A 13,177-nucleotide genomic window follows, 5' to 3' on the forward strand; every position below is an offset into this window, starting at 1 on the left:
CGTTTCTGATTCCGCTTGTGCCCTCGGTCCCGGCCTCGCTCCCCCTGCGAGGCCTTGTGACTTCTGCCCCGGCAGGGCCACCGGTAACCGGCCCCACCGTTCCGTCTCCGGATCCGCTCGGCTTCTCGCCGCGCGGCTTTCGGGTCATGGCTTGCGCCCCACGCCCGCGAAGCCGACATACATGGCGGGATCGTTGTCCGCTCCGCCGGCGTTCTTCACCGGGTCGGGCCGCCAGTCCGGCATGGCCACGAGGCCCGGCTCGACCATCTCGAAGCCGTCGAAGAAGCGCGCCACTTCAGGGCGCGAGCGCATCAGCAGCGGCGAGCCCACGTTGCGGTAGACGCCCTGCACTCCCTGCCCCTCCTCCGGCTTGATCGGACCGGTCTCGGTCGTCGCATGCGTGAGGACGAGCAGGCTCCCCGGCGCGAGCGCGTCGCGCAGCTCGGCCACCGCCGCCCAAGGGTCGTCCTGGTCCTCCACGAAGTGGAGGACGGCCACGAGCAGCAGTGCGACCGGCCGGTCCAGGTCGAGGAGCCTGCCGACCTCGTCACTGGTCAGGATGTCATGGGGCTTGCGGAGGTCCGCGGGCAGGACGGCGGAGCGCGGGTCGCCCTCCAGGACGGCCCGGCCGTGGGCGACGGCGACCGGGTCGTGGTCGACGTAGACGACGTGCGAGCGCGGGTCCGCCGCCTGGGCTATCTCGTGGACGTTGCCGAAGGTCGGGATGCCCGAGCCGATGTCGAGGAACTGGGTGACGCCCTCGCCGACGGCGTGGCGCACGGCGCGCCGCATGAAGGCCCGGTTCGCCTGCATGATCTTCGGCAGCCCGGGAAAGGCCTCCATGGCCCGCCGGCCGGCCTCCCGGTCGACCTCGAAGTTGTGCGAGCCGCCCAGGTAGTAGTCGTAGATCCGGGACACGCTCGGCACGGAAAGGTCGATGCCCTGGGGGGCCCAGGTGGGACGCTCCATCAGTCTCTTGCTCCAGCTCGTCTCGGGGACATGTGAGCAGAGGCTACTGATCGTTCGTTCGAATGGAAGCGGCAAGCGGAAATCGGCGATCCGCATTGAGCTGTCATTCACCCTCGTCCGCACGGCGTCGATCATGCCAATAGCCGATCATGCCAACAAATGACCCGGAGGGGAAATATGTCCGGATGCCGTCCCGGGAGCGCTCCCGGGACGGCCCGCGGCCGACGCCGCGTCAGCCCCGCGGCTCCCGCCACATCGGCCACATCCGCGGCCCGCCGTCAGGCAGGTCGATGGGCGTACCGGTGAGGACGAAGCCGAGGCGCTCGTAGAGCCCCCTGCTCCGGGCGTTGCTCGCCTCCAGGTAGGCGGGCACGCCCTCCTCGTCGCACCGGTCGAGGACGGTCGTCAGGAGCGCCCTGCCGCGGCCCTCGCCGCGCCGGCCGGGAGCGGCGACGATGGTCGGCAGGTAGTAGTGCGCGCGGCCCCCGGGGTGGGCGGCCTCCGTCAGCTCGGCGACGATCCGGGCGCGGTCGTTCTCGGGATCCGCCATCGCCAGCAGCTCGCTGATCTCGTCGCCACCCTGATCGCCGCCCTGGCCGTCGCCCTGAGCCTCATCACCGCCGACGCCCTCACCCGCGCCCTCACCCGCACCGCCACCGGCCTCCGCCTGCACCGGTATCCACAGCGCCGCCGCCGACAGGTCGTCCGTCACGTCGACCCACCCGTCGCGCAGCGCCGCGTCCAGGAACACCCCGAAGAACGCGGGGTGGACGGCGCGGCGGTGCGCCTCGTCCGGGAAGACCCAGCCGCTGATGGGGTCCTCCATGAAGGACTCCCCCAGCAGCAGGCTGATCGCGTCCCGCTCCTCCGGCCGGGCCCGGCGGATCCCCGGCACGACGGTGGTGGCGGCAGGGACGGCAGGGGTGGCAGGGGCCGCGGTGGCGGCAGTGGGAGCGGGGGTGGGAGCGGGGGTGGGAGCGGGAGCGGCAGCGGCTCTCTGATGCACAGTCATGGTTCCTTCCGTACGGCGTACGACGCACACGTCTGTCCGCGCCCGATCGTACGGAGGTTCCCCTTCCGTCCGTCAGCGGATCCCCAGCTCCCGCAGCACCCGCCGCTGCCGCTCCTCCGGCCGGACGGGGAAGTAGAGGTAGCAGACGCCGCCGGAGCCCGTCTTGACCTGCCCCTGGGCGTTGTAGCGCTTGGTCCGGAGCCAGATGTTCTCGAACTGGCGGCGCTTGTAGACCCGCCGGACCGCCTCGTTCGACGGGCTCGCCGGGTCGTTGGCGACCACGTCGCCCTGCCGGGTGAATCCGACGACGCACATCAGGTGGCCGGCCGTGCCGTAGCCCGCCCCGTCGAGTTCGGAGGCGAGGAAGGACTGGGAGGTGATGACGGGGATCCGCGCGCGGATCAGCTTCTCGACGTCGCCGAGCGAGCGCAGCCGGGTGACCACCGCCTGCACGTCGTGGTACGTCGCCGCGTAGGCCGCGTTGAAGGGCCAGTTGCCGCACCCCTTGTACTGGTAGTCGAAGGTGAAGCGGGCGGCGTGGCAGACCTGGGGGTCGGCGTAGTCGGGGTCGACCCACGCGAGCTCCTCGGCGGAGGGCACCCGGCCCCAGTACGCGAGGACCATCTGCGAGGAGGTCGGGCTGCACCAGGCCTCCCCGCCGTTGTCGTACTCCGGGTACTGCCCCTTGTGGATCTCCTGCGAGTAGCGCGGCACGCGCAGTTCGTGTCCCGCGCCGCTCCCCGGCGCGGAGGCGGGCACGGTGAAGCGGTCGGGGACGTCCGAACTCATCGCGCCGAGCCGCCACACGGTGGGCGTGAGGCGGCTGCCGGCCCTGCGGTGGAGGGTCAGGCGCAGCTCGTACGAGGCGATGCGCAGGCCCGACGCCGGGTTGTCGACGGCGAGGGTGTCGGTGGAGACGTTGCTGCGGCCGTCGCCCTGGCCGTCGACGGACGTGCGGCGGATGTCGCCGGGGCCGTCGCCGGCCGTCCAGCGGCCCATGACGTACCAGGGGGTCCGGGTGCGGTCGGTGTAGGTGCCGCGCACCTCCGTCTGGATCCAGGTGCCGGCGGGCGCGTGGGCGTTCCAGGAGGTGATGACCTCGCTCGCGGGGACGGGAAGGGTACGGACCGGCGCGGTCCAGGTGGCGTACTCCCACGAGGCCTTGGTGCCGGTGTGCGGGTCGGTGTACTCCAGCGTGCCGGCCGGCCGGTCGAGCGCCAGGCCGTCGCGCCGCCCGGTACGGATGCGGGTGCCGTGGGCGGTGCCGCGCCGCCAGTCGTCGGCGGAGGTCCAGGCGTGGTAGTCGACGGCTGCGCTCCCGGAGACGGAGGAATTCGAGGAAACGGAGGAAGGGGAGGAAGGGGAGAGGGACACGGGGCCGGAGGAACCGGATCCGGGTGGCCCCGAGGACGTCCCGGACGAGGCCTGCGAGGAGGTGGCCGGGAGGGACGCGGCCGCCGCGGCACCCAGGGCGGCGGCGAGCACGGTACGGCGCGGGGTGGGTCTGCTGGGCGTGCTGCTGGACATGGCGCTGGTCCCCCAGTCGTCTGCGGTGTGCGGATGGAAGCGCGAAGGGAAGTGCGAAGGGAAGTACTGATGATGGAGAGCGATGATGGAAGTGATGATGGAAGTACTGACGAACGTACGGATGCATGGCGCATAAGACGCACGCACGGACTCCGCGCGCCGGTGCGCCAGTGATTCCCCGTCACGCCGGTCCCGATACCGGCAGGACGGGGGAAGGACCGTCACGGCCGTCAACCCGACTCCATCCGCCTCCCACCTTGGAGTGATCCACCCCGCTCTCCCCCTAGGCTGGCCCGGTGAATGCTCCGCTCCGCAACGGTCCGGCCTCCTTCGACGACCTCGCCCCCTGGCTGCTGACGCAGCCTCCGTCCCTCGGCCCCGTCCGTCTGGTGGCCGTCGACGGGCACGCGGGGTCCGGGAAGACCACCTTCAGCGGACGGCTCGCGGCGGCGCTCGGCGGCGCGCCCGTACTGCATCTGGATGACCTCGCGACGCACGAGGAGCTGTTCGAGTGGACCGGGCGGCTGCGCGAGCAGGTGCTCGACCCCCTCGGCCGCGGGGAGACGGCGCGCTTCCGGGCGTACGACTGGGTGGCCCGCCGGTTCGCCGGCGAGCGGGAGATCGGGCCGGAGCCGGTGGTGCTGGTGGAGGGCGTCGGCGCGGGGCGCCGCGCGCTGCGGCCCCACCTCGCGTGTCTGCTGTGGATGGAGTTGCCGCATGAGCACTCCTGGGAAAGGGGTCAACTCCGTGACGGCGCAGAGCTGTCCGATTTCTGGGACGGCTGGATGCGGGCGGAGCGCGAGCATTTCGCCGCCGACCCGACGCGCCCGTACGCGGAACTGCTGATTCTTCAGCGTGGAGGGGGGTACGAGGTGCTGCCGGGGCTGCACAAAACGACCACAACCCCGCGCGGACGAACCTGATCATCACGCTCCGTGAACAACGCCGGGCGGTCCGCCCGGTCTCGCGGTCCGATCCCCGCCGACTGCGCCAACTCCGCTTGACCGACGGGGCGTACAGGACTTACGTTCTCATTGTGCGGCCGGTCGAGGCCGCCCGCGGACGCGAAGCCCCCGGTTGTTCCCCCGTGATCGGGGGCTTCGTACTACTCGGTATTCTCCTTTTGGGCACTTTGCCCCGTCTACCCCCTCACCCTGGGTGACCATGTGCCGGAGCGGTCCGCCGACCGCCGGGGATCGCTTTTCCGCCGCGAAGGGCAGTGCGGCACCCTTCGGCCCGGGCCAACAGCGCAGGTACGATGCGACTCGGTGCCCCTATCGGCGGGTGCACCGGCACACACTGGTCAACTCCCGTCCACAGCACAGCGGTTCGGCAAGGCGCGCCTGGCACTCGCCGGGCAGCACGCTACGGGGGCACGGTTTGTGGGGGACGTGATGGATTTCGGCATGCAGGGCCCACCCGCCCCGGCCGATCTCGCCTGGCTGCGCGCCGTCGACGCCTACACCATGGGCGCGTACGCACAGGCCGAGGAGGAGTTCCGGGCGGCGGTCCGGGTGGACCCCGGCATGGCCGACGCCTGGCTGGGCCTGCACGCGCTGCGTGCGGACACCACCACCGCGCTGCTGCGCATGTACCGCCACCGGGACCGGTTCGGCGAGCAGCGCACACGCCACCGGCGCACCCTGAACTCCTGGTACTGGCTGGGCTGGTGGGTCCAGCCCGTCCTGGAGACCGGCCGGGACCTGCTGCTCGCGCACGCCTCGCACTGGCTCGACGGCCGGCACGTCCCCGAGCTGGACCGGGCCCTGGCCGGCTGCCCGCCCGTCGAGACCGACCCCCAGGCCCGCTTCCTGCACGCCTGCCGCGCCTACCTCGTCAAGGACTGGGAGCAGCTCGTCCGGCACACCGAGCCGCTGCTGGACGATCCCCTGCTCGGCATCGAGGCCGGGCTGTTCGGCGGCATGGCGCGGGTGCGGCTGGAGATGTACGGGCAGGCCGAGCCGCTGCTGGCCTCGGCGCTGATGCGCTGCCGCAGCGAGCAGCCCCAGCGCAAGGAGCTGCGCTACTGGCTCGCGCGCGCCCACGAGGGCACCGGCCGCAGCGCCGCCGCGCTCCCCCTGTACCGGGCCGTGCACCGCGTCGACCCGTCCTTCATGGACACCTCGGCCCGGCTCACCGCCATCGCCGACGGCGACGGCCTCGACGACGGCCTGGACCTCGCCCCGGTGCCGCTCGGCGGGCCCGGCGAGGAGCCGGCCGGGCCGGTCCCGCCCGCCGCCTCCGCCGACGCGCCCGCCGCCGTCCCGGACGCCCTCGACGGCCGGGACCTGCTGACGGGCACGGATCCGGAGCCCACCGGCACCCTGCAGACGGACGCCGGGCCCGACGACGTACGCCGCAAGGCCCGCGTGCCCGCCCAGCCCACCGGCAAGCCGCTGCCGGGCCCCTCCGACCCTCTCCTGCTGGCCAAGGCCCTCGCGGAGCTGGAGCGGATGGTCGGCCTGGAGCCCGTCAAACGGCAGGTGCGGGCGCTCTCCGCCCAGCTGCACATGGCCCGGCTGCGGGCCGGTCAGGGGCTGCCGGTGCAGCCTCCCAAGCGCCACTTCGTCTTCTCCGGCCCCTCGGGCACCGGCAAGACCACCGTCGCCCGGATCCTCGGCCGGGTCTTCTACGCCCTCGGGCTGCTCGGCGGCGACCACCTGGTCGAGGCCCAGCGCGCCGACCTGGTCGGCGAGTTCCTGGGCCAGACGGCCGTGAAGGCCAACGAGCTGATCGACTCCGCGCTCGGCGGGGTGCTCTTCGTGGACGAGGCGTACAGCCTCTCCAACTCCGGCTACTCCAAGGGCGACGCCTACGGGGACGAGGCCCTGCAGGTGCTGCTCAAACGCGCGGAGGACAACCGCGACCGGCTCGTGGTGATCCTCGCCGGCTACCCCGAGGGCATGGACCGGCTGCTGGCCACCAACCCCGGCCTCGGCTCCCGCTTCACCACACGCGTCGACTTCCCCAGCTACCGCCCTTCCGAACTCACCAGCATCGGCGAGGTGCTGGCCGCCGAGAACGGCGACGGCTGGGACGAGGAGGCCCTGGAGGAGCTGCGCAGCATCAGTGCGCACGTCGTCGCCCAGGGCTGGATCGACGAGCTGGGCAACGGCCGCTTCCTGCGCACCCTGTACGAGAAGAGCTGCGCGTACCGCGACCTGCGGCTGTCCGGCTACCCGGGCACCCCGACCCGCGACGACCTGGCCACGCTGCGCCTGCCGGACCTGATGCAGGCCTACGGGGAGGTGCTGTCGGGGCCCGGCTGGGGCTCCCGGCGCGACGGGTCCCGCGATCCTCAGGACCCGGCGCCGTAACGACTAACCGGTGCGCTTGTCCTCCGCGTCCTTCTCCCCCGCGGCAGCGGACTCCGCCTGGTCGTCGTAGCTGCTCGTCCCCTCGTCCAGCAGGGGCTCCTGCGTCTTGAGGTGGGCCGGGGCCAGGGCGCGCAGGACGTGGTAGCCGGAGAGGACCACGATCGTGCCCAGGGCGATGCCGCTGAGCTCGAAGTTCTCGCTGACCTTCAGGCTGACGCCGCCGATGCCGATGATGACGCCCGCGGCGACGGGCACCAGGTTCAGCGGGTTGCGCAGGTCGACCTTGTTGTGGACCCAGATCTGCGCGCCGAGCAGGCCGATCATGCCGTAGAGGATGACGGTGATGCCGCCGAGCACGCCGCCGGGGATCGCGGCGACGACGGCGCCGAACTTCGGGCAGATGCCGAAGAGGAGGGCGAAGGCGGCGGCTGCCCAGTAGGCGGCGGTGGAGTAGACGCGGGTGGCCGCCATCACGCCGATGTTCTCGGAGTACGTGGTGTTGGCGGGGCCGCCGACGGCGGTGGAGAGCATCGTCGCCACGCCGTCCGCAGAGATCGCGGTGCCCAGCTGGTCGTCCAGCCGGTCGCCGGTCATCTCGCCGACGGCCTTGACGTGGCCCGCGTTCTCGGCGATCAGCGCGATGACGACCGGCAGCGCCACCAGCGCCGCGGACCAGCCGAAGCTCGGGGCGTGCAGCGACGGCAGGCCGATCCAGTCGGCCTTGGAGACCCCGGACAGGTCCAGGCGCCAGTGGTCGACGGCCTCGGGGCCGCCGTTCACCGAGTGGATCTTGCCGAAGAGGCGGTCGAAGAGCCACGAGACCGCGTAGCCGAAGACCAGGCCGAGGAAGATCGCGACGCGGGACCAGAAGCCGCGCAGGCACACCACGGCGAGGCCGGTGAAGAGCATCGTCAGCAGCGCCGTCCACTGGTCCTGCGGCCAGTACGTGCGGGCCGTGACCGGCGCCAGGTTGAAGCCGATCAGCATGACCACGGCACCGGTGACCACCGGCGGCATCGCCGCGTGGATGATCTTCGCGCCGAACTTCTGTACGACCAGGCCGCTCAGCAGGAGCGCCGCACCCACCACGAAGATCGCGCCGGTGACGGCCGCACTGCCGCCGCCCTGCGCCCGGATGATCGCGGCGACGCCGACGAAGGACAGGCTGCACCCCAGGTAGCTGGGCACCCGGCCGCGCGTCGCGAGGAGGAACAGGACGGTGGCGACGCCCGACATCATGATCGCGAGGTTGGGGTCCAGGCCCATGAGGACCGGAGCCACGAAGGACGCGCCGAACATGGCGACCACGTGCTGCGCGCCGAGGCCGGCGGTCCGCGGCCACGAGAGCCGCTCGTCGGGCCGGACGACGGCCCCAGGGGCGGGGGTGCGCCCGTCACCGTGCAGGGTCCAGCGCACGCCGAGGCCCATGGAAGCTCCCGAAAGGTCATGTGGGGGGGTGATGATCCGGTTCATGCTAAGCCGGGCCGGACGGTGCTCCGGTCCACCCGGCCCCGCCCGCCGCTCCACCCGGCGCCCTCCACCGGTCCCCCCGGCCCGCTCCGCCGATCCCCCGGCCTGTCCGCCGGCCGCCCCGGGGCCCCCTCCCGGCCCGTCCGCCGCCGCGGGGATTTGCTGCAACCGGCGCAATCAGTCGCCCGTAGGACTGTATGACCGTCTCCCCATGATGTTCTCCGCCCTACGCACGGTATCGGTGCCATTGTCCGATTCCTGCAACTCAGGAGAAAACATATGCGTAAGCTCGCCGGCCGCGCCGCGGCCGCTGCCATCATCGCCGCAGTCGCAATCGTCCCGGCCGCCGGAGTGGCCCAGGCCGCACCCGCCACGCCGGCGGTCGCGTTCCACGACGACGACCACGACCGTGACGGCCGCGACCACGGACGTGACCACGGCCGCGACAACGGCCGCGACCACGACCACGGCCGCGACAACCACCACAACGGCGGCTGGGGCGGCCACCACGACCACAACGGCTGGAACGGCGGCCACCACAACAACGGCTGGGGCGGCGGTCACCACCGCGACCACGACGACTGCGACCACGGCTGGGGCTGGGACGACTGGGGCTGGGGCGGCGGCTGGGGCGGCGGCCACCACCGCGGCGGCCACGGCGGCTGGGACGACGACTGCCACCGCAGCTGCGGCGGCCACCACCACGGTGGCTGGGGCGGCTGGGGCGGCGGCTGGGGCATCCTCGGCGGCATCTTCTAGTCACACCTGCTCCTCAGCACCACGGCGCGGGCCGTGGCGACGGACCTCACCGGTCCGCCGCCCGGCCCGTCCGGCTTTTCCCTCCCCGGCCCCGGGGGCCGGAGCCCCGCGATCCGGGGCTCCGGACCCCGGGGCCGGGTCGCCGACCCGGCTACTCGGCCCTCGACCGCTCCCCCGGCGCCTTCCCCTTCGCCGCCGTGCGCTCCGGTTCCCGGGTCCGCAGCACGCCCGCCCCGGCCACCAGCCCCGCCGCCAGGACGGTGACCAGGCCGAACGACGTCACCAGCGAACTGGCGTCGGCGATCTGGCCGATGGCGGCCGGGGCCACGAGCCCCGAGGTGTAGGTGATCGTCGCGACGCCCGCGATCGACTGGCTCGGCGCGGGCCCGCTGCGCCCCGCCGCCGCGAAGGCCAGCGGGACCACGACGGCGATGCCCACGCCGATCAGCGCGAACCCGGCGATGGCGGACGGCGCGCCCGAGGCGGTCACCACCAGCACCCCGCCGGCCGTGGCCAGTACCCCGCTCGCCCGCACGGTCCGCACGGGGCCGAAGCGCCGCACGACCGGGTCCCCGGCGAACCGGGCGAGGGCCATCGTGCAGGAGAACGCCGTGGTGCAGGCGGCGGCGACGCCGGGGCCGGAGCCGATGACGTCGCGGAGGTAGACCGCCGACCAGTCCAGGCTCGCGCCCTCGGCGAAGACCGCGCAGAAGCCCACCGCGCCGATGACGAGCGCCGACCGGGGCGGCAGGGCGAACCGGGGCGGCGGGTGCTCGTCGGCGGCGGTGCGCAGGTCGAGCACCCAGTGGCAGGCCACCGCGCCGAGGACGGCCAGCACCGCGGCCGCGATGCCCAGGTGGACCCGGGCGTCGAGGTCGGCGTGGGCCGCGGCCGCACCGGCCGCCGACCCCGCGAGCGCGCCCGCGCTCCACATCCCGTGCAGGCCCGACATGATCGAGCGGCCCAGCCGTTCCTCGGTCTCCACGCCGAGCGCGTTCATGGCGACGTCCGCCATGCCGGACGTCGCCCCGTAGACGGCCAGCGCCCCGCAGAGCGCGAGCAGCCCCGGCGAGAGCGCGGGCAGGGCCACGGAGGCGCACCACAGGGCGATCAGGCCGCGCAGCGCCGCCCGGGAGCCGAAGCGGTGGCTGATGCGGCCCGCGAGCGGCATGGCGCACGAGGAGCCGATGGCGGGGAGGACGAGCGCGAGGCCCAGCTCGCCGGAGCCGAGGTCCAAGTGGCTCTGGATCCAGGGGATGCGGGTGGCGAAGCTGCCGGTGACCGCGCCGTGGACGGCGAACACCGCGGCCACGGCGAACCGTGCGCGGCGCAGCCGCCCGTCGGTGCGGTCCGTGGTCCCGCCGCCCGTCCCGTCTCTGGCGTCCATGGCGCCTCATCCTCCCGGACGGGGCCCGCGCGGGTCGACCCCGCCACGGGCCCCGGATGCGGACCGGGCCGCGGGCTTCAGCAGGCGCCCGCGTCCTGCCACGCCCCCCATTCGCCGGTGGTGCCGGGCTCGTCGCCCTGGGTCCACCACCGGGCCTTCCAGGAGTGGGACTTCCAGGAGACGGTGGCGCCGCCGTTGTAGACGGCCGTCTTGTCCCACTGGGGCGCGGTGCAGGTGCCGCCGGTGGGCTTGCCCGTGGGCGTGCCGGTCGGCGTCCCCGTCGGGGTGGGCGTGGGGCCGCCGGGGTCGACGACGGTCGTGCCGCGGGCGTGGTCTCCGGCGAGGGCGTAGGTCCTGCCGCCGAAGCTCACGGTCCAGTTGGACGGGGTCGACACCGGCAGGTAGTAGACGAAGTCGAGGTCCGCGGAGGCGCCGGGCGCGAGCGGCTGGGAGGCGGGGAGCTTCACGGAGACCCGGTTGTAGTCGCCCTTGAGGCCGCCGATGTTGTTGGCGGCGGTGTGGTCGCTGCGGACGACCTTCAGCCCCCAGCCCGACTGGTCCTTGGCGTTCCCGGGCGCGGAATTGGCGTAGTCGAACTGGAATTCCGTGCCGCCGGGGAGGGCGGCCTTGGTCCGGTTGGTGATGTGGATCTTCGGGTTGATCGGGTAGTTGCTGTCCCCGAGCGGGAAGTTCGTGAAGCTCACGTCCACGTCGAGGGCCTGGGAGGGCAGCTCGGTGGTCGCGCGGCGGGCGCCGTAGGCGGGGGCGGCCTTGAACGCGTCGTACATCGCGGTGGTGAGGGTGTTGCCCGGTTCGTACTGCCCCTTGGCGGCGTTCCAGCCGTAGTCTCCGGCGAGTTCCCAGACCATGGTCCCGCCGAGGCCCTTGTCGACGACGTACTGGGCCTTGGCCTTCACCGACTGCTCGTCCTCGGTGGACAGGAAGACCTTCTTCTCCGCGTTCCACAGCCAGGGCGCGGTCAGGCCCGTGTCGTAGTTGCGGGCGTAGGTGCCGGTGAGCTTGGTGCCGGCGGGGAAGCCGTACTTCCCGGCGTAGTCCCCGACGACGCCCTTCTCCAGGTTCTTGGCGTGCCACATCGGGTTGGAGCCGGCCGGGGACTCCTTGCCGGCGTCGTCCTTGTCGTGCCAGAGGTTGTCGATGCCGACGGCGCCGTCGCCGCAGGTGGTGAGCCCGGAGCCGGCCGGGCAGGAGGTGGTCTTCGCGCTGCCCCACAGGCCGTTCGTGCCGCCGGTGACGTTCTTCCAGCCGCGCGTGTAGTACGGCAGCCCGAGGTTGATCCGGCCCGCGGGCATCGATCCGCGGAAGTAGTGGTAGGCCCAGTCGCCGTTGAGGTAGCCGATCCCGCCGTACTGGGCGGTGGTGTAGACGCCCCACTTGGCGAGCTCGGCGTCCTTTCCGTCGTCGTGGAGCGCGGCATTGGGCCCGACGAATTCGTTCCAGGCGCCGTGCAGGTCGTACGACATCACGTTGACGTAATCCAGGTACTTCGTGGTCTGGTACGTCTCCATGCCGCGCAGCAGATATCCGGAGGAGGGTGCGGCGACGGAGAGGAGGTAGTGCTTTCCGTCCGCGGCCCCGGCCCGGTCGAGCTTTTCGCGGAGCGTCTTCATCAGCGCCGCGTAGCCCTTGTTCAGGCCGCCGCGCCGGGCGTTGGCGAGCGCCCAGTCCTTGGGGTTCCCGGCGTCCTTCATCGACGTCGGGTATTCGTAGTCGATGTCGACGCCGTTGAATCCGTACTTCTTGACGAAGGCGACGGCCGAATCGGCGAAGGTGTCGATCCCGGCCTGGTTGACCGAGCCGTCGGCGTTGGTGGCCGTCTTGTAGAAGCCGCCGGAGTCGACCCGCTTGCCGTTCTCGTCGATGTAGCCGCCGGTCTCGGCCCAGCCGCCCACCGAGACGAGGGTCTTCACCTGGGGGTGCTGCTTCTTGTACTTGTTCAGCAGGTTGAAGTGGCCCTTGTAGGGCAGGTCCGGGTCCATCTCGGCGCCGGGGACGCCCGGCCAGGTCATGCCGGTGGCGGGGTTGTTCGCGCCGTCCGCGCCGACGGAGATCCTGTCGTCGGGGCCGACGTGCGCGAAGGCGTAGTTGAGGTGGGTGACCTTGTCCCAGGGGATGTCGGAGGCCAGGTAGGCGGGGGTGCCGTCCTTGCCGGTGCGCCAGCCCGTGAAGTAGCCGATGACGCGGCGCTGGTGGTCGGCGCCCATCTTCTCGCGGCCGGCGGAGTCGTAGACGGAGCAGTAGGGGACGTCGGTCCCGGGGGTGGTGTAGAGGCCGTCGGGGCGGCAGGCGGCGTGGTCCTCGGCGTACGAGGTGGTCGCCGAGACCGTGCCGATCAGCAGTCCGGCCAGGGCGGTGCCGACGGCGGCGACGGTGATCCCGCGGCGGGCGCGGGGGCCGGTACAGGATCTCTCCCGGCGCTCCCGGTTCTCTCGGAACAACACGATCAGGTCCTCCAGGTGGGGTGCCCGGCGCAGCCGGGCGGGCGGGGGGTGAGCGTCGTGCTGTGGCCCGCCGGTGTGCGCCCACCGGCGGGCCGTACTCCTCGGAGGTGTGGCAGAGGTTAAGAGGACTAGACCAGTGCGTCAATAGGTACGGACCAAGTCCGGGAAGGGCCCGGAATCCGGAGCCCGGCGCTCCGCCGCGAGGCCGCTGCACAGGGCCTCCGCGGCCCTGCCGACCGTTTCCCGCCCGGCGTGTCCAGTGCGTCACATCGCC

General features: G+C 72.6%; 9 protein-coding genes. 3 read left to right on the top strand and 6 right to left on the bottom strand.

The features are described 5' to 3' along the window. Positions 1 to 144: 144 nt before the first annotated feature. The 3 genes from AS857_RS36315 to AS857_RS36325 all read right to left on the bottom strand — a co-directional run bounded on the left by AS857_RS36315 (position 145) and on the right by AS857_RS36325 (position 3,508). Positions 145 to 969, bottom strand: coding sequence for an SAM-dependent methyltransferase (locus tag AS857_RS36315; protein ID WP_058047743.1), 825 nt, complete (start codon positions 967 to 969; stop codon positions 145 to 147). A gap of 232 nt (positions 970 to 1,201) precedes the next feature. Further along, positions 1,202 to 1,981 carry a GNAT family N-acetyltransferase gene (locus tag AS857_RS36320; protein ID WP_079110965.1) on the bottom strand — a complete coding sequence of 260 codons (780 nt, stop codon included), beginning with the start codon at positions 1,979 to 1,981 and terminating at the stop codon, positions 1,202 to 1,204. 72 nt (positions 1,982 to 2,053) lie between these two features. Next, a complete protein-coding gene (locus AS857_RS36325; protein WP_058047744.1) occupies positions 2,054 to 3,508 on the bottom strand; it encodes a peptidase C39 family protein in 1,455 nt (484 codons plus the stop codon). Between the two features lie 296 nt (positions 3,509 to 3,804). Between AS857_RS36325 and AS857_RS36330 the strand changes: the two genes are divergently transcribed. Both AS857_RS36330 and AS857_RS36335 read left to right on the top strand, forming a co-directional pair. Further along, positions 3,805 to 4,431, top strand: coding sequence for a uridine kinase family protein (locus AS857_RS36330; RefSeq protein ID WP_058047745.1), 627 nt, complete (start codon positions 3,805 to 3,807; stop codon positions 4,429 to 4,431). Between the two features lie 471 nt (positions 4,432 to 4,902). Next, on the top strand, positions 4,903 to 6,825 hold the full coding sequence (locus AS857_RS36335; RefSeq protein WP_058047746.1) for an AAA family ATPase: 1,923 nt from the start codon (positions 4,903 to 4,905) through the stop codon (positions 6,823 to 6,825). A gap of 3 nt (positions 6,826 to 6,828) precedes the next feature. On the opposite strand, the gene AS857_RS36340 is transcribed toward AS857_RS36335, so the two are convergent. Beyond that, a complete protein-coding gene (locus AS857_RS36340; RefSeq protein ID WP_058047747.1) occupies positions 6,829 to 8,253 on the bottom strand; it encodes a uracil-xanthine permease family protein in 1,425 nt (474 codons plus the stop codon). A gap of 321 nt (positions 8,254 to 8,574) precedes the next feature. Between AS857_RS36340 and AS857_RS40210 the strand changes: the two genes are divergently transcribed. Further along, positions 8,575 to 9,054 carry a hypothetical protein gene (locus AS857_RS40210; RefSeq protein WP_058047748.1) on the top strand — a complete coding sequence of 160 codons (480 nt, stop codon included), beginning with the start codon at positions 8,575 to 8,577 and terminating at the stop codon, positions 9,052 to 9,054. A gap of 151 nt (positions 9,055 to 9,205) precedes the next feature. Here the strand turns inward: AS857_RS40210 and AS857_RS36350 are convergent, their stop codons facing one another. Both AS857_RS36350 and AS857_RS36355 read right to left on the bottom strand, forming a co-directional pair. Beyond that, positions 9,206 to 10,441: an MFS transporter gene (locus AS857_RS36350; protein WP_058047749.1), complete on the bottom strand. Its 1,236-nt coding sequence runs from the start codon at positions 10,439 to 10,441 to the stop codon at positions 9,206 to 9,208. 77 nt (positions 10,442 to 10,518) lie between these two features. After that, positions 10,519 to 12,837: a chitinase C-terminal domain-containing protein gene (locus AS857_RS36355; RefSeq protein WP_420824009.1), complete on the bottom strand. Its 2,319-nt coding sequence runs from the start codon at positions 12,835 to 12,837 to the stop codon at positions 10,519 to 10,521. Positions 12,838 to 13,177 lie beyond the last annotated feature (340 nt).

The organism is Streptomyces roseifaciens (genome assembly GCF_001445655.1).
Lineage (GTDB): Bacteria > Actinomycetota > Actinomycetes > Streptomycetales > Streptomycetaceae > Streptomyces > Streptomyces aureoversilis.